This window comes from Shewanella sp. Arc9-LZ, assembly GCF_010092445.1.
In the GTDB taxonomy this organism is placed as follows: domain Bacteria; phylum Pseudomonadota; class Gammaproteobacteria; order Enterobacterales; family Shewanellaceae; genus Shewanella.
Genome location: NZ_CP048031.1, coordinates 1,702,219 through 1,723,615, shown reverse-complemented (window position 1 = coordinate 1,723,615; position 21,397 = coordinate 1,702,219). Strand labels below are relative to the sequence as shown.

The 21,397-nt window shown below is 38.1% G+C and carries 20 protein-coding genes; 6 read left to right on the top strand and 14 right to left on the bottom strand.

Annotation, left to right across the window (positions count from 1 at the left end):
* Positions 1 to 200: 200 nt before the first annotated feature.
* The 5 genes from GUY17_RS07425 to GUY17_RS07405 form a co-directional block, all read right to left on the bottom strand.
* Complete coding sequence (locus GUY17_RS07425) at positions 201 to 512, bottom strand: hypothetical protein (protein ID WP_182745001.1); 312 nt, start codon at positions 510 to 512, stop codon at positions 201 to 203.
* A 337-nt stretch (positions 513 to 849) separates the two neighbouring features.
* Positions 850 to 1,185, bottom strand: coding sequence for a hypothetical protein (locus GUY17_RS07420; RefSeq protein ID WP_162022755.1), 336 nt, complete (start codon positions 1,183 to 1,185; stop codon positions 850 to 852).
* A 417-nt stretch (positions 1,186 to 1,602) separates the two neighbouring features.
* Complete coding sequence (locus tag GUY17_RS07415; RefSeq protein ID WP_162022754.1) at positions 1,603 to 2,004, bottom strand: hypothetical protein; 402 nt, start codon at positions 2,002 to 2,004, stop codon at positions 1,603 to 1,605.
* Between the two features lie 494 nt (positions 2,005 to 2,498).
* Complete coding sequence (locus GUY17_RS07410) at positions 2,499 to 2,849, bottom strand: hypothetical protein (protein ID WP_162022753.1); 351 nt, start codon at positions 2,847 to 2,849, stop codon at positions 2,499 to 2,501.
* Positions 2,850 to 3,844: 995 nt separating this feature from the next.
* Positions 3,845 to 5,410 (bottom strand): methyl-accepting chemotaxis protein, encoded by a 1,566-nt coding sequence (locus tag GUY17_RS07405; protein WP_302476624.1) that lies wholly within the window; start codon positions 5,408 to 5,410, stop codon positions 3,845 to 3,847.
* A gap of 400 nt (positions 5,411 to 5,810) precedes the next feature.
* Here GUY17_RS07405 and GUY17_RS07400 point away from each other — a divergent pair, with 400 nt between their 5' ends.
* Entirely contained in the window at positions 5,811 to 6,422 is a 612-nt protein-coding gene (locus GUY17_RS07400) for a Yip1 family protein (protein ID WP_162022751.1), read from the top strand.
* A gap of 649 nt (positions 6,423 to 7,071) precedes the next feature.
* Here GUY17_RS07400 and GUY17_RS07395 read toward each other — a convergent pair.
* From GUY17_RS07395 to GUY17_RS07375, 5 genes are all read right to left on the bottom strand, one after another.
* Positions 7,072 to 7,431 carry a lipocalin family protein gene (locus tag GUY17_RS07395; protein ID WP_162022750.1) on the bottom strand — a complete coding sequence of 120 codons (360 nt, stop codon included), beginning with the start codon at positions 7,429 to 7,431 and terminating at the stop codon, positions 7,072 to 7,074.
* 251 nt (positions 7,432 to 7,682) lie between these two features.
* A complete protein-coding gene (locus tag GUY17_RS07390) occupies positions 7,683 to 8,933 on the bottom strand; it encodes a hypothetical protein (RefSeq protein ID WP_162022749.1) in 1,251 nt (416 codons plus the stop codon).
* 340 nt (positions 8,934 to 9,273) lie between these two features.
* Positions 9,274 to 9,537, bottom strand: a complete 264-nt coding sequence (locus GUY17_RS07385; protein ID WP_162022748.1) for a hypothetical protein — start codon at positions 9,535 to 9,537, stop codon at positions 9,274 to 9,276.
* Positions 9,538 to 9,734: 197 nt separating this feature from the next.
* Complete coding sequence (locus GUY17_RS07380) at positions 9,735 to 10,079, bottom strand: hypothetical protein (protein WP_162022747.1); 345 nt, start codon at positions 10,077 to 10,079, stop codon at positions 9,735 to 9,737.
* Between the two features lie 284 nt (positions 10,080 to 10,363).
* Entirely contained in the window at positions 10,364 to 10,621 is a 258-nt protein-coding gene (locus GUY17_RS07375; protein WP_254439883.1) for a penicillin-binding protein, read from the bottom strand.
* Positions 10,622 to 11,087: 466 nt separating this feature from the next.
* Here GUY17_RS07375 and GUY17_RS07370 point away from each other — a divergent pair, with 466 nt between their 5' ends.
* The 4 genes from GUY17_RS07370 (at position 11,088) to GUY17_RS07355 (ending at position 16,430) form a co-directional block, all read left to right on the top strand.
* Complete coding sequence (locus tag GUY17_RS07370) at positions 11,088 to 12,692, top strand: alkaline phosphatase (RefSeq protein WP_101087940.1); 1,605 nt, start codon at positions 11,088 to 11,090, stop codon at positions 12,690 to 12,692.
* A gap of 16 nt (positions 12,693 to 12,708) precedes the next feature.
* Positions 12,709 to 14,640, top strand: a complete 1,932-nt coding sequence (locus tag GUY17_RS07365) for an alkaline phosphatase (protein WP_162022746.1) — start codon at positions 12,709 to 12,711, stop codon at positions 14,638 to 14,640.
* 127 nt (positions 14,641 to 14,767) lie between these two features.
* Positions 14,768 to 15,499 carry a hypothetical protein gene (locus tag GUY17_RS07360; protein WP_162021952.1) on the top strand — a complete coding sequence of 244 codons (732 nt, stop codon included), beginning with the start codon at positions 14,768 to 14,770 and terminating at the stop codon, positions 15,497 to 15,499.
* Positions 15,500 to 15,980: 481 nt separating this feature from the next.
* On the top strand, positions 15,981 to 16,430 hold the full coding sequence (locus tag GUY17_RS07355; protein WP_101087936.1) for an excinuclease: 450 nt from the start codon (positions 15,981 to 15,983) through the stop codon (positions 16,428 to 16,430).
* 109 nt (positions 16,431 to 16,539) lie between these two features.
* Here the strand turns inward: GUY17_RS07355 and GUY17_RS07350 are convergent, their stop codons facing one another.
* Positions 16,540 to 18,447, bottom strand: a complete 1,908-nt coding sequence (locus GUY17_RS07350; RefSeq protein WP_162022745.1) for a S9 family peptidase — start codon at positions 18,445 to 18,447, stop codon at positions 16,540 to 16,542.
* Complete coding sequence (locus GUY17_RS07345; RefSeq protein WP_101087932.1) at positions 18,444 to 19,001, bottom strand: hypothetical protein; 558 nt, start codon at positions 18,999 to 19,001, stop codon at positions 18,444 to 18,446. Before GUY17_RS07345 ends, GUY17_RS07350 begins: the two co-directional genes overlap by 4 nt.
* Before the next feature lie 268 nt (positions 19,002 to 19,269).
* Between GUY17_RS07345 and GUY17_RS07340 the strand changes: the two genes are divergently transcribed.
* A complete protein-coding gene (locus GUY17_RS07340) occupies positions 19,270 to 19,593 on the top strand; it encodes a YkgJ family cysteine cluster protein (RefSeq protein ID WP_101088210.1) in 324 nt (107 codons plus the stop codon).
* 92 nt (positions 19,594 to 19,685) lie between these two features.
* On the opposite strand, the gene GUY17_RS07335 is transcribed toward GUY17_RS07340, so the two are convergent.
* Entirely contained in the window at positions 19,686 to 20,162 is a 477-nt protein-coding gene (locus GUY17_RS07335) for a hypothetical protein (RefSeq protein WP_101087930.1), read from the bottom strand.
* Positions 20,162 to 21,334 carry a PepSY domain-containing protein gene (locus tag GUY17_RS07330; protein WP_162022744.1) on the bottom strand — a complete coding sequence of 391 codons (1,173 nt, stop codon included), beginning with the start codon at positions 21,332 to 21,334 and terminating at the stop codon, positions 20,162 to 20,164. The genes GUY17_RS07335 and GUY17_RS07330 overlap by 1 nt, the downstream gene beginning before the upstream one ends.
* Between the last annotated feature and the right edge of the window lie 63 nt (positions 21,335 to 21,397).

The following is a 21,397-nucleotide window of genomic DNA, read 5'->3' as shown; positions in this document are numbered from 1 at the left end:
CGACATAATATTGATGAAAACGGGAAACTCATAGTGCCGATGATTAAGCGAGACGCTGGCGGTTGATTTTCAAAATCAGCTTCCATGTGAGCTTAGCCAAAACATCCATGTTTTGGATACTCGCTAACTCATCGGCATCTATCATTTTATTATCTTCGATTTGGCTTTTTGTGACTAACTTAGGTAATTTGTTATGCTCCTTACAAGCTAGTGTAGCTATCATTAACTTCAACGTTGATATACCTCTGCTTATTATCCAATACAATTGAAATAGTAATAGCATGTAAGCTTGAGCTTTCATCTCGAATTATGCCCTGAAATCTATTGGTGTATTTGTCATAAGTGAAAAGGATATTTTGGGCGTTAAGATAATTCTCAATAGCTTTAGCATCACCTCCAACTTTCAAGCTTTGAACAATATTTCTCTCAACCTGTTCCGAAGTTGATTCAGCTTTTTGTCCACATCCAAATAAAGAAGCGATAAAGAATAAGACGATGTAATAATTACGCAAAACTTGAGCCTCTCTTTGGCACATAACGTTTTAGCATTTGTGCGATGCGCACTTTGCATGCCGCAAACAGCTTGGTAGACTTGCCCTATGCCGAGTCAAGGTTAATTGATAAGTTTTATACTAAAGGAGTTTTCTTTTTTGATATCGGCTCTGGGCTGAAGAGCAATTTTGAATTGATTACAAGGCTTGATTTGTACTTATTTCATTGAAATTCCCTTGCCATTGTGGTGTTCCAACACATCTTTTCTAAGTCTAGTTAATTCAATAACTGTAGTTCAATCTATTGAAGTATCATTTTGCTCCGCGCAACAGCTTAGTTCAACACCAAATTATGTTGCTAGTTTGAAGAAACATACATAGCCCAAGATCCAAGAGCAAAAATACTGCCAAAAATAGTTAGTATTGAACAAATTTTAGCTAAAAAAGACCATATTTTTTTCCCTTGATATGTACTCGCAGACTTCCAGACAGCAATACTAATCAAGATAAAATAAACGGACTTTAAACAATCTCCGATAATTAGCGACTCTACCGTTGTTAATTTTGAAACAATTAAACTAATAATTACACTTATTAAAACGAATCCAGCCCAAAAGACATCAACTAATCTAAAACTACCGGAAAATAGTTTTTTAACAAAATGTTGTTTTTCTTCTAATGCAACATCATTCATTTCGAATCTTCCTTTTGCAACAAGGCAAATCTATGCCATTCATTTTTAAGACAATTAACATAACTGCTTTTAGCGTTGATTGCGATAGCTTTCTGACTATTCAAATGTAAAAATTGAACGAAAATCATCAACAAACTGAAGAATAGTGGGAAATGGTGAGCAATGAGGTAAACCCAACGCAGCACTAGCTGTGCTTAATTGATATTAAGCGGGAAAAAATATTATTGTTTTAGTGCTAGATCCAACAATTATGAGTGGCCATTCTTTAGTACTCTTATGTCTAAATACACGACGAATTGACTGCTAACCAGCATACGAAGTAGGTGGATTTGTTGATTGATTTAAATTTGACTGCAAAAGCAGCCAAATAAGCTAAGCTCGCCTATTGAATGGCGGGAGGCTCATATATGTTATATTTTAATTTACTTTAGTTGCATTAATAACGATTGAACTACAATCACCAGTAACATATGGGCCAAGAACAAACTTTAACGATGAAAAATGATACTCTAAATCACAATATTCATATATTGATTCCAGCTGTGAATTTTTTGTATAAAACCGTGCAACAATAAGTTTTTCATTTTGTTGAAGAACTAAAGCTGAATTAGACAATAAAGAACTTTTCACATCTTCTTGTTGTGTCCCAACCTTAGGTTTTGGTGCTTTAACAAAAGTGGCAATTAAAGCATCTTTTACCTTTAAAGGGTTACTTTGCTCAGCTTTCATCACTTCTTTGACTTCAGGCTCGCTGATAGATGAACATGCACTGATTAACAATATCAATATCGTCGCCAATCCAACTCTACTTTTTTTCACTGAACGCTCCTTAAAATATAACGTTTTAGTATTTATGCGTTGCGCTGTTTGCAAGACATAAATCGCTTGTTGGACTTGGCCGATGACTAGTCCAAGTTAATGGGCATGCTTCATGCTATAGGAATTTGCTTTTTTTGATGCTAACTCTGGGCTACAGAGCAGTTTCGAGTCAATTGATATCGAGTAGTAGATAAGTTTTTCATTGAAATTCCTTTTCATCGTATTTTCATACATCTTTAAGCTTGGCTGGTTCAATGAGGGTTATACACTCAATTGAAGGCTCCGCGCAACGGCTTAGTTCAACAGTTTTTTGACAAAAATCAATCAAGCCACCCATTTTTATTGCAAATAATCGGGTGGCTTTTTTTGCTTCCATTCTTGATCTGTTATTTAGTGGATAAAGAGTAATATCCCAAGTATTAAGGCTGGTTCAACACTTGGGATAAGGACGCAGCTTAACGCAGCCGATCCCTATTTGTTAGGTTGTTAGGCTTTTAAAATAACCAACCAGTAGGGTTCTCAATTGGTTTTTCCAGTTCAAGTGCTTTCATGCCCTTGAGTGAGCGAATTATTAGCCAAACCGCCCAGAATAAGAGTACAAACCACCCAATGATAACTAAGGATAAAATTGAGCCTAAGAAGATATAAATAGCACCAATCCAAAAAGTCCTAATTTGAAACTGATAATGGGTTTTTAACCACTCAGGGGCATCACCTTTATTGATGTAAGCCATTACTACACCGATTATACCTGTAATACCAAACAGTAAACCTACCATGTAAAGTAAGTAAACTATTTTGGCTTGTTCCTTAGTCGTTGGAACATTTTCTACTACTTCACTCATCTATTTTATCCTTTAATTGTGATGAGTTTTATAATTGATTCTTCAATATTTGCTGAACAAGAAACTATGCCTCTCATTTTTAAGACAATTAACATAACTGCTTTTAGCGTTGATTGCGATAGCTTTCTGACTATTCAAATGTAAAAATTGAACGAAAATCATCAACAAACTGAGTGGCATATGGAAACTGATGAGCAATACGGTAGAGTTAAAGCATTCGCGGCTTGGTTGATATCAAGCACAAAATGAGGTTATTGTTTCAGTCTGAGCTCTAGTTTTAAAGGTTAAGTCTTAAGCACACAACCCGCGTTGGCAGTTCGATGATCCTTGTGCTCGCTTTCGCTCTAGATGTTCGAAATATTCTGTTAAAGCTGGTAATGCCTCGAAAAAAACTTTAAATAATGAGCCAAACTCAGTGGTGATTTTTAGCCCGTTTTAAGCGGAAATATTAAGTCTATTGAGAATGTCTTGGCTACCTGAGCTAATTGCACTGCGCTTATCCTCTCGAATGATTCGCCCTGTATTATCTACCTGCACAATATAATCGTTAACGCTGAGCACCAATCCTTTAGGCATATCCTGACGTTCATTACTGACACAAGCCAATAAGCCTGCTGGTTGTTTACCTTTTATCGCTGAGTTAATTCGGCGTTAAATACAGGTGTAATAAGATATTTCTACTATGGTAGTCATCTTGAGCCGGATGTGCCTTTCTGTTAGTGAATAGATCTCGACATAAGCCATAAAGCCCACCCTGCCGCTTCATCTAATAACGCTTGGTTTTTTATAAAGGAATAGGTAAATCTGCCCTCCCACAAATTAGTCGGGAACGAGTAAAATCTGCCAGTGCACTTATCTTATTTATTGGCCATTGGGGCAAGCGGCTCATTCAAGAAACGCATAAGCCAACTCATTCCAAGCCCACTCATTAAAGTGGGCTTCTATTATAAGTCTTTTGAACAAATTATAGGCAACTAGAGCGAATTGAGCTCAACTTATTCACTTAAAAAAGAAGCTAACTCATCAACATGAGATTGAGTTTCATTGATGAGTAGGCCAATTTGAACCGCGGCGTCATTTGACGTTTTCGCAAGATTACGAACTTCGTCCGCAACAACGGCAAATCCACGTCCGGCTTCACCCGCTCTTGCTGCTTCGATGGCTGCATTGAGGGCTAATAGGTTTGTTTGATCGGCGACCGCATTAATAGTCGTTACCGTATTTTGAATTTTACTCAACACAGTAGACATCGCATTGTGCGTTTCGGTCACTAACTTATTACGAGAAGAAACATTACTGCCAAAAACAATATACTTAGAAATATTTCCATTCAAATCCGTAATTGAAGAAATAACACAATCTAAAATCACTTCAGTGCCTTGATGAATCAGTTTCATCATGACTGCTGTCGGTTCGCCTCGTTGGATCATCTGCGTACGAGAATGGTCTAAGTGGTCTTTTAAATTTCCCACTACAGTTTGCATTTTTACATCGTCGTGTAAATTTAACTGCTTTTTAGTATAGTCATTAGCTGAAATAAACTGACCACTTTGGTTAAACTCTAACACAGCCGAATGACTGCTTATTGCATCTCTTTGATTAATCTGTTCTAACACAATACGTTTGATTTCACGCACATCAGAGCTCACACCAACAAAGCCTGTGTGCTCACCTTTTTCATTAAAAATCGGATTTACTGCCAATACAATCCAATATGGCACCCCATGTTTATCAAAATTCAATATCTCCTCATAGAAGGCTTGTTTTGCTTTGAGCTTTTGAGATATGCGCTTAATCGTCTCTTTGTCGGTTTGTTCACGTTGCAAAAGTATACCGGGCTTTTTTCCCTTAACCTCTGCAAGGGTCAAGCCTGACAGTTTTTCAAAACCCGGGTTTACATATTCGACTAAACCATATTTATCAGTGATCAATACACTAGTGCTAGTATTACTTACCACCTTTGATAACATTTCGAATTGCTTTATATGCTGGTTTTGCTCTTGATGGGATAATACATAGACTATAAGTTTTTGATTACCAGAATCAATTTTGTGGCGCGCCACACGAAAATAGACCTTATCTTGCTCAGATAAACAAAGTAGTTGATCTTTACTGTTAAGCCCGTTTTGTAACGTTTTCTGTAAATTTATATCTGCTTGATTTAAATAAATAAAATCAGTGTTTACGGGATCCAGATTAGCTGTTACTAACTTTTCATTGTTATCAAATACAACATAGGCCTTGCCACTAAAAGCTAATAACTCTTGCCACACACTTTCATTTAATAACGGTGTTAATACAGCATCAAACGTATAAAGTGAGCAAGACTCTAAGTTTTTATAAGTGAGTGAGATAACTTGCTGACTAATGTGTAAGTTTTCATCACAGCGAATAGTTTTGCTACTACTGTCATAACGAGTAAGTAACAAATTAAAGGTTTGATTATGACCAGCTTGTTTTAAGCGCTGGCTTAATTGGTTAAAAGCATCATTAACGGCAATAATATTCTGCTGAGCATCGACCACAACAGCAGCTGACTGATGCGTGGTAACTAGCTGCAATGCCAGCGCTTTCCTACTAATTTTTGAACTAAACCACATAATAGATCTCTAATAAAAAATTAACAGCGTCAATACGTTAGTCGAGCGCTAATCGATCACTATTTAGGACTCAGTAATTGGGATCATCGCAATAACTGGTTTGGTCTTTAAATTATTAGATTAAATATATAACGGGTAATAAATATTACTCCGCGTTGAGAAAAGAAACCAAGCCAGCCATTTTTATGATAGTTGAGCAGTACACTCTAACTGTAGTTGCCACTCACTACCGGATAACAAAATACCGCCGCACAAAGCAAATATCCGCTTACCTCCTATACTGATATCTAAGACACACAGTCGTGTGCCAGTAACCTTAGGTTTTATAAAAAACTGTCGCTTGAATAAGCGAGGAGGAAGCATGATTAATCACGTTTGGGGACTTGTACATCATCCTGATAAAGAATGGCGCGACATAAGTAATGGACATGAAACAGTCAGTCATTTGTACAAAAATCATGTACTGTGGTTGGCGGCGATTCCAGTGGTCAGTACCTTTATTGGTACCACACAATTTGGTTGGACTTTTGGTGGTGAAGACACAATCAAGGTCTCAATGGAGAGTGGTTTAGGCCTGGGGATTTTATTTTATGCGTTAATTTTAACGGCAGTGACAATAGTCGGTAGTTTGATCCATTGGTTGGCACGTAAATACCCTAACTGCCCAAGCAGAAATGAATGTATTGTCTTTGCTGGTTACATGGCTACACCGATGTTTTTAAGTGGCTTGTTTGCTATATACCCTATGATTTGGTTGTGCACACTCGCCTGTATTATGGGCATCTGTTATACCGGCTATTTACTCTATAGCGGTACACCAAGCTTTTTAGGCATCAGCAATCAACAAGGTTTTATTATATCAAGCACAACGCTAGCCATTGGTGTATTAGTTCTAGAGGTTTTACTGGCCGCCGTTGTGCTGCTGTGGAGTCTAGGTGCAGACAATACCATTATCTGGAACCTGTTCAGATAGGCCATATTTTTTGAGCCCATCGACGGAAAACGCCTTAACAACTTGACCAAAGATACGTGAGCCGTTCAGTATTAAGTCATCAGGAGATGAAAACCTGCTATTCATTTTTATGATGATATAGTTAATAGGGCGAAACAGCTGAGGTTTTAGGCTTGTGCAACACTTGAGATAGGACGCGACTTCGCGCGGCCTATCTTACTTAGCCAAGGAAAGCCCCAAAAAGTGGTTATTATTGCATGCGTCAGTAAAGATGGTAGTCATCCTTAATTAGATGCTAAGAGATGGTTTTATTTTTAGTTTAGAAGTTAAACCTTAAGTACACAACTAGCGCTGGCAGTTTGATGCACCTTGTAGTTGTTTCGCTCTAGATGCTCACAGTATTCTGTTAAGACAGGTAATGCACTGACAACACATTTGAATAATGATCCAAACTCAATTGTGATTTTTAGCCAGTTTTCAGCTGAGATGTTTAGTCTATTTAGAATATAATCTCTCAAAAATGAGCATAGTTTTTTTGATTGCTCAGCATTTATAGTAGATTTGATTTATATCTGGATGCTTGTACAGTCTGAGGTTTAAGGTGTTGAACCTATTCAGGCGCTAAACTCAACATATTGCTCAAAAGTAGTTGACCACTACAACATAGCCTCTAGCGCTTTAATATATAAACACCTATTGGGGTTTTTAGATGCAAATTCAAACTATCTAATGATTGTATTTTCCATTCAATAATTTCATCACCTGAAGTCACATAAAGGATATTATTATCCCTATAATAACTATAAGCTTTACGACTTTGATTTGAGAAAATTTCGATTATTCTAGTATCTTCAATGACGACAACATTACCACCGTCTAAAAAGTTAGAACTATCATCTTCGTACTGCACTTTGGTTAATTGCCATTTGCCATTAATTTCATCTTTATTTGCTGAAGACTTAGGTATACAGCCCAGAGTAAAAATTAAAAACAAAAAAGTAACACTTAACATTTTTAGGATATATTTCATTTTATAAAAAATCCGTTGAAGTTATTTTAGATGGGGCACTTGCAAGCATTCGACCTAAACCATCAGGCAGTTTGAACAATTGATACAATTAATCAGCCATCCATTTTTATGATACTAAGCTGACAATAGTTTGTCTTTATCTAGCCATCTTCATTTTTAGCATGAGCAATTAAAGCGTAGTGGAGTGCCCAATGTTCATTCAGTTAAGATAGTCATATTATTTTTTTCGTTTATGATCACATCTACCGTTACTAATGATTTTTTGTTGGTCCTTTAAAAACTTGTTCTCCGTGTTCATTGAAACCAAATATAATAGATTCATGAGAAGGTAAACGCAGTACGATTTTTTCGTTTGGCTTCTGCTCAATACGTAGTCGATCAAATGGTACAGCGTTCAATTCATTTTCCCTTCTGATTTCAATAATGCATGGATATTTATCTCTACACCATTTGCCTTCAAATGAGATTAAGTCGTAATTTTTAATATACCAATCTGGTCGAGTATTGGTGTATGTCGTTCTCGGCCAAATGACATCAACATCGTGCTGCCCTGGCATGGTTGACCATACGGCCCCCAAATTATCAGTTAAAATGGTTGGATTTATCGGGTTAAATTTGTTTAAAATTTTATTATAAATCGGATTTTCAAATTCTAACGTTTTCGATTCCATTAAATTAGTTTGACTAATGGTAAGCGGATTGACACCGGTAAGATTAGCCAATTCGTTTGCTAGCCAGATTCTTTTGTCTTTAAGATTTTTTTCTAAAATATGACTATAGCCGCAATGAATTATAACTTTGGCATTTTTATTAATAGAAAATGACGCGTTATATATTTTTTTAGCTGCTACCTTCTCTCTTTCATTACCCGAAGAATCATCATACGTTATAATTTGATAACCAAGTTTTTTAGCTGTTCTGATCATTTCGGCATATACGGGTTCGTTAGAATATGTGCCAGAGCGTTCGATAGCATACCCTCGAATATTGATGTCAACATCTCTCTTTGATAGAGTTTCAATTGCTAAGTAACGATACCCACTACTCCATAGCTTTTGCAGTAAAGATTTTGTTAAAGTACGATGAAGAGCGATGTGGTGCGCCTCATTTATCATGACAATTTGAGTTTCTTTGGACATTGTTAGTATTTTGTCTACTGCCGATATTGGAACAAGGCTTTCAATAAGATCTTCGGTAATAAGTGGATCATCAGTAGGAAAACTAATTGCCTTTTCATACTGTCCTACATATGAATATAACGTTGTTAACGGCTGATTTATGGCAAACTGGCTTTGTAGGTCGCCTTTATATTTATCTTTCACTTCAATGACTTTACTGATTGCATCATTATATGATTTATTTTTTGGCGCATCGATGACTTGCTTATACAAAAAACCTAACTCACTAGGTTCATTAGCATATAAGTGATTTGTATAAACCAGCAATACAAAGGCCGACAAGTAGATATTTCGCATTATAAGTAACTTATGTTTTATGCACATGTGAATATATCCTTCTAAAATTTTTAAGTGGTGGTAAAATTTAAAATATGTATATTTACACATGAATCAGTAAAAATTCAATGATAACATTCGAGCTTGGCCGGGATCATATTTTGTTAATGATAAGGGATTATAATCATGGCCATGTTATTGATATGAATGGCGTTGACTAATACCAGTATGAATACTATTTTTTCAATTTAAAAACATGACATCCTTGTACATAATGCAATAATTATCAAGCACTATAACATTTAACTAAAGATTGTAATAACAGAGCAAAGCCAAACATCTTGTAGACTTATTAAATACAATTGTTATCTCACGATTACGAGTGAACCTAAATAACACCTAGAACAAGCCCCACTACAAATATTATCCAGAAAGTAAATGTGTCTCTGAAGCGATCGAGTAACCAAAAATAAATAAATGCTAACACGCCTGAAACTGCCGTACCAATTATTACATCGATAAAACTAACATCAACTATTAAGCTGAAAATGAAAACAATTGCGGCATAAATACCAGCACACAAGCCTGGACGTTCCGTTTTGAGTAAAAGTTGCATCAAGCCAATTAACAACAAGATTTTAAATGCGATCATTTATACTTTCCTTAGTAATATAACGCACCGTTATATGCGTTTAATTCCAACATTCACTGCAGTTTCAGCCACAGATTTTAGTATTTAACAGTTTTCCAAAAATGGCTAAAGCAAATTTCCTGCATTTTAATAGTTAGTATTATATGAGTTAACAACATAAATCCAAACCAACTGTTTTTGTCCTTGTTTATTGATTCTTAGGTTTTTGTCAGTTCATATGCACGGGAGATAACTAAAGGAAAAAGATCTCCTTCCAAAATAACAGCCCATTGACCATCACCAAAACGTTCAACCCTATTAACATCCATTAATACATTACACAGATCATCAGCAGATGCTGTGGTTATGTTGGACATAATATTCTTTATTTGTCGAGGATCGTAATCAATTTTCCCCCATGGAGGGCAACAAAGAGCCCTCATAAATTTAGAGATAACTGCTGGATAGTTGGGATAACCACTAGATCTATCAATATCAGGTAATGCCTGTTTGGCTAGCATATAGCCCTCTTCAAGTTTTTCTACATCATTTTTTAAAAACATACTTACTCCATAAAACCTACACCACAGCAACTGGCTAAGTATTCATAGCTAAAATAGTGAGTAACGAATGCTCGCCAAATGTTACTTGTTAACAGTGTATTGATTAACATAAAATTCAGGTAAAAATGACGCTGTAGCAGCGTCAAATAAAAACGTCGGCATGGTGGATTAAACATATAAAAGCATATCTTTGCAACAAGAGCCGTTTACTGGCCATGAGGTTTTAAAAAGGCAAGTGATCCATTTTTATCACGCCCTAACAGACATTCACTACACTCACTCAATCAATAGGTTGAGTTGGGCGTACTCTCAGGGTTAACTTCACCATAAACTTCTTCAGGATCAACATCATTAATCAGTAATATTTCCCTAACGGTTTCTATGTGATCTAATATTTTTTGGTAGCTGTCGCCATACTCATATTTAGTCACTTCAATTGATTTAGGCATGTAGGTAAACGCGATTTTCAATGCGTTTAAAGCAGACTCACTCATTTTGTCACTGTTTACTTCACTATTTGCTTCACTCATCTCTTTACTCATAACTTCCCCCATACAAACAGTCCTGATTTAATAGTTTTAATTAATAACATCTTACTCAACTATTCTGCCATAAGGTAGGGCTGCGATTGATTGAGTCAATAAACACACGAGCAAGGTAGGAGTACAACGATGCCCCTCTGTTATAGCTAATCAACTTAACCTCTTTCAACTCAGATTACGGTAGGATTTATAATTATTTACTCATAAAATATAATTTAATCATAGTGTTGCTATTAATTACATTCCGAACATTGAGTAGTATAGCGACCAAACAAACTTATTATTCGGTAATAACACCAATACAGAGATCATTATTAAATAACAATAAAATCAGCAGCTTGATTATATACACATAAAACCCAAACGCTCTTGTAATCAAATTGTAATCGCAGTGTTACTTAACGTTCATTGTAAACCTCTATGTTATGGCCAGGTTCTCAAATAACTTAACTACAACATAGGTAATATGAATATGCTCAAACAAGGCTTATCAGTGGTTATCGCTAGTATATTGTCTTCGGCAACATACGCAGGTTCTGCAACCGCAGCGACAACGACTGACACACAACTCAATAATGCTTGGTATAAAGACGGCCAAGCAACCATCACAGAAAAATTACAACAATCAAGATCAACAAGGGCAAAAAATGTCATCTTGTTTGTTGGCGATGGCATGGGGATTTCCACACTTACCGCAGCTCGGATTTTAAAAGGCCAATTAGCCGGTAATTCTGGTGAAGAAGGTTACTTAAGCTTTGAAACATTTCCTTATTCAGCTCTGGTTAAAACTTACAATGTAGATGCACAAACACCAGATTCAGCAGGCACCATGACAGCCATGATGAGCGGCTTAAAATCAGACGCCGGGGTTCTGGGTGTTGATGAAGACGTCGTTCGTGGTACTTGTGCCTCAGTCAAAGGCAATGAAGTAGTAACCGCCTTAGAGTTAGCCGAAATAAAAGGCTTATCGACGGGTGTGCTATCAACCGCACGTATTACTCACGCAACGCCAGCCGCCACTTATGCAAAATCAGCAGACCGTAACTGGGAAGATATCTCAGACATGGATATTGACAATAATGCTGAACGTGCAGATTGCGAAGATATCGCATCACAACTGGTTAACTTTGAAAAAAATCTAGAACAACGTTACACCGGTGTTGATGTAGACGGCATTGATGTTGTGATGGGCGGTGGTCGTCGTCATTTTTTACCTAAAGATGCCGCATTTAATAGTGTCGATGCCGTTAGCGCTATTGAAGGCGACCGTACCGATGGCCGCGATTTGACCGCAGAATGGAGTGCTATGTATCCAAATGGTCAATACGTTATTGACCAAACTGGATTTGATGCCATTGATACAGAATCCACTGAACGTGTTTTTGCTTTATTCAATGAATCGCATATGCAATACGAAGCTGACCGAGCCAATGATATTGCAGGCGAACCCAGCCTGTCTCAAATGACAGAAAAAGCCATTAAAATACTTGATAACAATCCAAAAGGTTACTTCTTAACGGTTGAGTCTGGACGAATTGACCATGGCCACCATGCTGGCAGTGCAAGCACAGCGCTTAATGATGCCATTGAATTTTCAAATGCTGTTCAAGCGGCATTAGACGCAACAAATGATGAAGAAACACTAATCATTGTCACGGCTGATCACAGCCATGTATTTACCATTGCAGGCTATCCAAAACGTGGTAATCCTATTTTGGGTAAAGTGGTTGGTATTGGTGCGACTGAGCCTAGCGAAGATTCAGCTGGTAATCCTTACACCACATTAGGGTATAGCAATGGACTTGGTTTCAGAGACTTAGGGGCTGAAACAGATGGCGATGCATCTTATGCTGCTGCAGCTGTCGCTGGCCGTCAAGACATCACCGCAATCGATACAACAACCTCTGGTTATCACCAAGAAGTGACGGTGCCATTAGATAGCGAAACTCACGCGGGAGAAGATGTGGCTATTCATACATCAGGCCCAGGTGCGCACTTAGTTCAAGGTACAGTTGAACAAAGCGTTGTATTCCATTTAATCAATCGTGCTCTTGGTTTAGTTGGTCAATAGACCCTATAAGGTTTTTATGATGAATAAATTTATATTATCAACATTAACAGTTTCTTTGGTTTTGGCATTATCAGCTTGTGGCGATAACGGTGACAATGGCACCGATGGAACTAACGGCATCAATGGATCTGATGGCTCAAATGGTACTAATGGTACTAATGGTACTAACGGAACCAATGCATTAATTACCCAAACCCCCTTAGCGGTAGGTAATGCAAATTGTCTCAATGGTGGTGTGCAAATCGACTCGGGTATCGATGCAAATGCTGATACCGTTTTAGATGCGTCTGAAATAACATCAACTCAATATGTATGTTCACCTGCTGCGACGGCAGTAAACGATACCGAACTGCTAAGCAGTTTAAATAACTCATGGTTTAAACAAGGCGCTGCCGAAATAGAAACGGCAGACGATGTTTGGAATAAAATTGATAGCCAATTAGCAAACAATGCCAACGTATCGATTGCAACTGCATCTACCGCAGCAGAAATAACCGCACTTAAAGGCTCAGCTAAAAATGTGATTTTATTTGTTGGTGACGGTATGGGTGTTTCAACGGTAACCGCAGCGCGTATTTTAGATGGTCAGAATAAAGGCATGATGGGTGAAGAAAACCAATTAAGCTTTGATAAGTTTCCATTTTCTGGTTTAGCAAAAACCTACAACGTTGATGCACAAACACCAGATTCTGCAGGAACAATGACAGCGATGATGTCGGGCGTTAAAACAGATGCTGGCGTGTTAGGTGTTGACGAAGATGTGGTTCGTGGCAATTGTGCTAGCACTAAAGGTATTGAGATGATCACTGCCTTAGAATTAGCTGAGATTGCAGGTAAATCAACGGGTGTTATCTCTACCGCACGTATTACCCACGCGACACCTGCTGCAACTTATGCAAAGTCAGCAGATCGTAATTGGGAAGATATCTCAGATATGGACATTGCCAACAACCCTGAACGCGCTAATTGTGAAGATATTGCATTACAGTTAGTCAATTTTGAAGCCAACTTAGAAGCTCGATATGCCGGTGTAGATGTTGATGGTATTGAAGTGGTTATGGGTGGTGGTCGCCGTCATTTTTTACCTAAAGATGTAGCATATAACAGCAATGACGCAGTCAGTACCATTGAAGGTGACCGTACTGATGGCCGTGACTTGACCGCCGAATGGCAAGCTCAATACGCAACAAGTGCTTATGTATTTGACCAGACTTCATTTAATGCTATAGACACTGAAACAACACCGCGGGTATTTGGTTTATTTAACGAATCGCACATGCAATACGAAGCTGACCGTAAAAATGATATTGCCGGTGAACCTAGCTTGTCAGAAATGACCGCCACTGCCATTAAGGTGCTTGATAATAACGACAAAGGTTTCTTCTTAACGGTTGAATCTGGTCGAATTGACCATGCTCACCATGCCGGCAATGCTTATAACGCGCTAAATGACGCTATTGAGTTTGCTAAGGCTGTGCAAGTCGCGGTTGATGCAACAAGCCAAGAAGACACCTTAATTATTGTTACTGCTGATCACAGCCATGTATTTACCATTGCAGGCTACCCTAAACGCGGTAACCCAATCTTAGGTAAAGTGGTTGGTATTGGTGCGACTGAACCAAGTTTAGCCTCAGACGACATGCCTTATACCACAGTAGGTTATACCAACGGCCTTGGCTTTAGAGATTTAGGCACACAAACCGATGCCGATGCCAGTTATGCAGCTGCTGCAGTAACAGGCCGCGTTGACTTAACCGATATTGATACATCAACTGCAGGGTTCCACCAAGAGTCGCTAGTGCCACTCGATAGTGAAACGCATGCGGGTGAAGACGTTGGTGTTTTTGCTGTAGGACCTGGCGCTCACTTAATTACAGGAACTAACGAGCAAAGCTTAATATTCCATGTGATGGACTACGCTGGCAATCTTTCTGGTACCCCCCAGTAAAGTCAGCTAAATAACCTGAACGTGAGATAAATAAGTAAAAAGTCATCAATAAAGAATAGGGGCTTGCCCCTATTCTTTAACTTTTAGCTCGCGCCTTGATACTTGACCAGCCAATAAGACAAAACACATGAAAACTCTATTGTTACTAACCGCTATCACTTTCCCGTTATTTGCATCAGCAAGTGACACTTGCCAATCAACTGCTTTCATGGCGACCTATAACATTGAACAAACGACTCACGATGCAGCATCAAACAAACAAAACCAACTGGTATTATTAAGAGCCCAAAATTCTGTATTTCACATCAACAATCAACAAGTCGCAACACAATGGACCACACTGCCACATAATCACATGAAAAAAACCTCATACTTCATCGATGACAAACGCGCCATTGAATATGAAGCAACCAAAACGATATCTAATCAAGCATGGCAATATCATGCACAATTACTCCATCCATTATTTCAAAAGCAGTCAACACTCATTGAAACTACTGGACAAGGTTGCGATAAACTAGAACATTATCAACAACAAAAAAATACAAAAACGGTTGATATATGGTGGTTTCCAGCAAAAAAACTAGTACAACGCATTAGTACTACATTGTCAGATAAAACTGAATCTGCAGATAAAGCCGTAAATTGGCAATTAGCCGAAGTAACATACGACAACAAAATGATTCAACAACAGCTAGATACATTCTCTGCGTACCAATCTACTGACTTTGCTGATATTGGCGATAATGAATCTGACCCGTTTTTTAGAAAAATGATCAACTTAGGTTTTATTGAACACAGCGCTTCAGGATTTTATGACAGCGAAGGAAATTCATTATCGTCAGCACATCAGCATTAACATTGGCCATCGTACTGATGAACTTATGGGCTTCATTTATCTCCGATCTCCCCGCTTCTATATAAGATAAACAAAGCAATAGCCATGTTATTTTGTCTCGCCATCACAGGGAAGTGAAGCGTTACCCTTAATGAAGCTGATTAAGCGTGAGCCATGGCAAAGTGATGAGCTAAGGCTTACTCACTCACATGTTGACCACATTTTCTAGAAGTTGCGATGTTAATGAACAAGCAAATATGACCCCATCACTGTTTGTGTTTGTGCAATGTTTATCACTGCATAGACATTATTTTACCCCAAATATATCAACACACTTGATTGCATCTGCTAATACCTTATGGTTTCTACCCAACTTTATCACCTGCCGAAAAATTGAATATTTCTCATTGATAGGTGTAAAATCAGTGAGTTAATGTTATTTTGCTTCGCACAAAGGATTTTCACCGTAAAAGCCAAACCAATTAAAAGGATGTTTCTTAGTATGAAAAACAATAGTACGAAAAACAAAATCATCGCATTATCTCTGGCACTCGCTATTGCCCCTTCTGTTTCTTATGCCCGCGACGATGTCGGCAGTTATTCGGTAGCAGATGCGCTGAGTACAGAACACGCAAAAAATAAACTTGGCAGCAATGTAGCCTTTTATTTTGGTGATCAAGCTTATTCTGAGCCAGTAAAAATTATCGGTGAATTCAGTGCTAATAAAAAGACTAATGCTTTTAATAAATCTGATATCGAAGCTTGCCATTGGGTATTTCTATCGGCAATGATCGCGCTAAAAGAGCGAGCGATTAAAGAAGGCGGTAATGCTGTTGTTGAAATCAAATCAAATTATAAAAACAATCTTACTAGTAGCAATGACACTTTCCAGTGCGGTGCTGGCAATATTGTTGCAGGCGTTGCACTAACTGGTAAAGTGGTTGAATTGTAAACATCTATTTTTTCGTAAGTTTTTCATTCACAGAGCCAGATAGGGTTTAATACTATTAACTGGCACTCAAAGCCACTGAATTACAGTGGCTTTGATTAACTGTTTAAGATTATAAGGATGAAGCGATTTCACTTTGAGCAAAACTTTTCTGCATGAATTTATCAATACTATTGTATAGCGCTTGTTGTGTAATGATGTAGTTAAATCCATGTACTTCATTTTCAAAAAACATAGACTCATACGACTTGCCTAATTTATCTAACACATATTTCAATCGAAAATAATGTTCCGAATCGACTACGCGGTCCCTCCCGCCTTGAGCAATAAAAATTGGAATAGATAATTCATTCATTCTATACACCGGTGAATACTCAATTAAGGTATCCCAAGATTCATTTGGGTCACCAAGAATATCGATCAAAACTCGCCGAGAATCATCTTTTTCAGAAATATTATGATCAGAAAACAGTAATGGTATGTCTGTCACACCGGCATAAGAGATGGCACATTTATATAAATCTGGTCGTCTTATAGCACTGATTAATGCAGAGTACCCACCATAACTGATCCCAAACAGACACACTTTTTGGCCGTCAATATCATCTCGAGCAATGACTTTGGTAACGGCAGACTCAATGTCATCTTCTATTAGTCGGCCCCATTGACGCTTGCCACTATTAAGAAATTTTTTGCCAAAGCCTGATGATCCGCGATAATTTGGGGTTAATACTGCATAACCTTTTTGAACAAAATAATGTACATCAACTGAAAAGTGTCTCGTATCATTAACACCTAACGGTCCACCATGAGGCATCACAAGCAAGGGGACGTCTTTAGCGGCAGAATTGCTTGGCATCGTTAAATAAGATTCAATTTCAACACCATCGGAAGAAGTCGATTTAATCACTAAACTTTTGCCTAATGAGTATTGATTTAACCAAGGTCGCTCTTCACCTATAAGCTGGCTTTTACCTGTTTCGGCATCGAATAAATAATAAGCAGAAGGTGAATCGATCGATTGGCTAATCGTCACTATTTTTTGGTAATCTTGATCAAAGTGAATAACATAATTGTCTTCTTTATCTCCTTTACCCTCAGATGTACCAGTATATGTTGACAACTTATTGTCATAATTTTGAACTAACACTCCACCGAGCATATAGGTGTAACCTATGATGCTGCTGTCGTAAGGGTTTTGAATAATGCCGACAATATCACGCCCTGGCAGACTGTAAACTTCACCAGTAAAAGTCTTAGACTGAACATCATATCGAGATAAGCTTTGATAACCATTTTGCTGTTCGGATAACACTAATAATTCATTTTTAGCATCATCAAACCATACTGGTATAAATTTAGTTTGATCATCTTGCCGCCAAACTTGTTGCCACTTACGACTGTCAGCTTTTTTAACATGAACCTCTGTTACGCCCCCTTTGCTAATAAAATTAACGTTAGGTTCACCAAAAGGATTAAGTAACCATGCTCCTTCAGGAAATGGGCCTATTGATATACTCTTTTTACTGCGAAACTGCGCTTCAAAAGCATCATCAGTTACATTAATAGTAAATAAATGTGCTTTGCCATTTTTATAGCGCTGGGCGATAAAAATATCGTCAACCGCGAGTAATGGATCAAATAAGTAAGTTTGTTTTAGTAAAGCAACCTGAGTGACGCTATTGGCTGCATCAACTTTGTAAATCAATAACTGGATACCAGAATGGCGATCAAATGTCGTGACACTAAAATACTCTTTACCTAACCAGCCAAAATCACTAATGGACCTTCTAGATTGCTGGCTAAAACTAATCACCTTGGTATCCCAACTAAAATCTGTGCCAGCAAGTATCACTGTATAATTGTTATCGACCAGTTTTTTATATAGTAAATGTTGCCCCTGCGGACTTAACTTCGGTGCAACGACATCTGGATTTCTGAAGAAGTCGTCTTCAAGGCTTGCTGCGACGGTCATCGAGAAAAACGATAATGCAATAAGAATACATTTAATCAGCTTCATAATTGATTCCCTTCAATTGCTTTAGCATATTCAAAAAAGTGGTCTTTTTCTTTGCCGGTGTAGTTCAAATTATATTGAGCCAATACTTCAGGATAGCTAGATTCCATGTATTCCAGGGCTTGGCTGGCTTTGTTATTAAAATAGAACCTAGCACCACCAATCAAGTAATTTAAGCTGCCATTCATCTCGGTATACATTGAAAGATGGCCTGCATAATTGATTTTCCCGGCCTCAACATTAATCACGTACTTCTGATCCGCTAAGTCAATATAAGTCTGTTTTCCTAGGTACACGCGATTCCAAGTGTAGCTGCCTGCATCTACCACTACGAGCCAGTAATTATAGTTTGACTTAAGTTTTTCAAACCTTAAGTCCGACAACCATCCTTCACTGTCTAACGTAATATGACTCGGTACGTAACCTTGCTCAATTTTCATAGCAACAAGAATATATCCCTCATCTTTACTCAGTTCGGTTAGGCAATAACCCAATGTTGAAACGCAACATAAAACCACGCAAAATGCGCTTTGCAGCAATCGTCGATATCCTTTCACACAACAACTCCTTGTTGACTTGTTATTCTTATTAATGAAATGAGTAAACAGCTGATTTCACCATTACTTTCAACCTTTTCACCTCAAAAATATAACAAATAAACTATTGAAATAAAATATAAATTCTGACTACTGGAGTAATTTGGTTGTCATCACAAATTAAATATCACCTCTATTTGAAGTAAATTTATCTTTCATGAACAAATTTACGCTATCCTTAGCCCAAATGTTCAACTGCAGCCCTTAAATGCCCACCAATATCATTACCATGTTCCCTGAGTCGTCCGATAAATCATCGACTCCCGCAACAATAAACTCTGTAGAGCAACCGGCTGTGACCTGTTCAAATTGCCAAGCCTGTTGTTGCCGTTTAGAAGTGATGTTAATAACCGAAACCGGTGTGCCTAAAGTGTATATAGCCAAAGATAATTGGGGCGGAGAAGTCATGCGCCGACTTGATGATGGTTGGTGTGCAGCACTAGACCGAGACACGATGATGTGTTCGATTTATGAAGTTCGGCCACTGATTTGTCGTGAATTTGAAATGGCCGAATACGAATGTGTCTCTGAACGCGAAGCTTTCGGAATATAAACCCTAAGACATTGATGTTAACTGTAATGCCATTACAGTTAACATCAACAAACTGCTCAATGAAATTAAGCCGTCCCAAAAGCTACAATGCTTTAGTTTGATGACTGATAAAATGCATCAGGTAACTTCCAGCTAATGACTTGCTGTTGCCCCTGCCAATTTTCAATGGTTAACCAAGCCTTGTGTTCTGCGGTTAATACTTCTGGCGCAATAGCATGAACTTCTTGTCCATGCTGACTGCCATGCAAGATACCTGCATCGCCCATTTGCAGTGTTTCTAATGGTAGAGGCTCTGTGCCAATGTTTAAATATGCTTGACGGATTTTGTTTACCTGCCCCTGACTAAACAATAATAAAAAATCTTTAGTGTAGGTACCATCGTGAAGATATGGCGGATCAAGATTATACGGCATAGGTGTTATTTCAAAAGCGCCAACCGCTTGAGTTTCCCATGCATCAGGGAATTGCGGGAATAGAGACTGATATAGAAAATAACAAACTAGCACTAACATTAAGCCATTTATTTTATACTTGTAACGATTCCATATGGTATTTTTAATGCGGGCCATTAGTTACCTTCCTGCTCGACTAGCTGTAGATTATGCATTGCCAACGGATCATCCTGGTCGGTTCTGGCGGCTTTTACGGTTCGACTTCCCCACATTAAAAAACCTGTGATAGACATCCCCGTTAGAAAAATGCCGAAGATAAACCAAATCACTTTGGTCCACAAACCACCTATTGTGCCGTAATGCAGTGGATCAGCAATATGCGATAGGGTTTGTAAGGTTGTCATTGCCACTGGCGATCTTTCACTTTCAATGGTGCCACTCCATGGATTCACTGTCACACCATAAGCATACTGGTCGTAGAAAATATGATCTCCTTGGCCATACACTTTATAAGTGTCTCGATTGTGCTCTGGAAGCATAATGTAGGTACTTTTAAAGCCCGGGAATTTTTGCTCGGCTACTTGCAGCGCATTAGATAACGTATATGGTCTAATAGGAGCATCATTTGCTGATGTAGGCACTTGGCTTGCTTCAATTAATGGCGCATGTGGCTCCAAATCTATGTGGTTGTGCCACATAATCGCTTGGGTTAAATACCATAAACCGGTAATGCTCATCAGCATTAAAAACCACATTGACCACACACCGGCCAATCGATGTAAATCGGCTAGCAATGTTTTTTTACCTTGATTGAAACGTAATTTAGGCTGGATAAATGAACGCCAGAACTTTTTATAAATCACCAGTCCAGATATCAACGCCCCCAACATAACGATGGCCATAAAACAGACAATGTAATAGCCGACACTGTAATTAACATGCCATGGAAACAGTAACCAACCGTGTAATGAGCGCATAAAATTAGTGAAGGTCATGCCAAGATTAATTGCTTGTATTTGGCCGGTGTATTGATTGACATAAGCAATGGCAAAAGGCGCATCGCTATCGTTAAAAATAACCGCATTAACCAGATAAGATTCAAAGCTCATCACTGTGGTGATGTTAGCTGTTGGGTGCGCTTGTTGCACAATTTCAACGAGTTCTGACATCGGTTTTTCTGCCAGATTTTGCGGGTTACTTGCACGAGCGTCAGGATTAGTGAGCCAGGTTAATTCATGGCTTATCACTGAAATTGTCCCCGTTAGGCACACAAAACAAAAAATTATCCATACGGGTAATGAAAACCAGCCATGAAGCTTAAACCAAAATCGATTACTACGTTTTGCCATCTGATGTCCAAATTTGTCCGCTGTCTTTATAGATATTAATTTTCCACACATGCTAATACGATT

Coding starts and splice junctions, on each gene's coding strand:
- GUY17_RS07420 (WP_162022755.1), bottom strand. CDS start 1,185: ATGAATGATGTTGCATTAGAAGAAAAACAACATTTTGTTAAAAAACTA.
- GUY17_RS07410 (WP_162022753.1), bottom strand. CDS start 2,849: ATGAGTGAAGTAGTAGAAAATGTTCCAACGACTAAGGAACAAGCCAAA.
- GUY17_RS07400 (WP_162022751.1), top strand. CDS start 5,811: ATGATTAATCACGTTTGGGGACTTGTACATCATCCTGATAAAGAATGG.
- GUY17_RS07395 (WP_162022750.1), bottom strand. CDS start 7,431: ATGAAATATATCCTAAAAATGTTAAGTGTTACTTTTTTGTTTTTAATT.
- GUY17_RS07390 (WP_162022749.1), bottom strand. CDS start 8,933: ATGTGCATAAAACATAAGTTACTTATAATGCGAAATATCTACTTGTCG.
- GUY17_RS07385 (WP_162022748.1), bottom strand. CDS start 9,537: ATGATCGCATTTAAAATCTTGTTGTTAATTGGCTTGATGCAACTTTTA.
- GUY17_RS07380 (WP_162022747.1), bottom strand. CDS start 10,079: ATGTTTTTAAAAAATGATGTAGAAAAACTTGAAGAGGGCTATATGCTA.
- GUY17_RS07375 (WP_254439883.1), bottom strand. CDS start 10,621: ATGAGTAAAGAGATGAGTGAAGCAAATAGTGAAGTAAACAGTGACAAA.
- GUY17_RS07370 (WP_101087940.1), top strand. CDS start 11,088: ATGAATATGCTCAAACAAGGCTTATCAGTGGTTATCGCTAGTATATTG.
- GUY17_RS07365 (WP_162022746.1), top strand. CDS start 12,709: ATGATGAATAAATTTATATTATCAACATTAACAGTTTCTTTGGTTTTG.
- GUY17_RS07360 (WP_162021952.1), top strand. CDS start 14,768: ATGAAAACTCTATTGTTACTAACCGCTATCACTTTCCCGTTATTTGCA.
- GUY17_RS07355 (WP_101087936.1), top strand. CDS start 15,981: ATGAAAAACAATAGTACGAAAAACAAAATCATCGCATTATCTCTGGCA.
- GUY17_RS07350 (WP_162022745.1), bottom strand. CDS start 18,447: ATGAAGCTGATTAAATGTATTCTTATTGCATTATCGTTTTTCTCGATG.
- GUY17_RS07340 (WP_101088210.1), top strand. CDS start 19,270: ATGTTCCCTGAGTCGTCCGATAAATCATCGACTCCCGCAACAATAAAC.
- GUY17_RS07335 (WP_101087930.1), bottom strand. CDS start 20,162: ATGGCCCGCATTAAAAATACCATATGGAATCGTTACAAGTATAAAATA.
- GUY17_RS07330 (WP_162022744.1), bottom strand. CDS start 21,334: ATGGCAAAACGTAGTAATCGATTTTGGTTTAAGCTTCATGGCTGGTTT.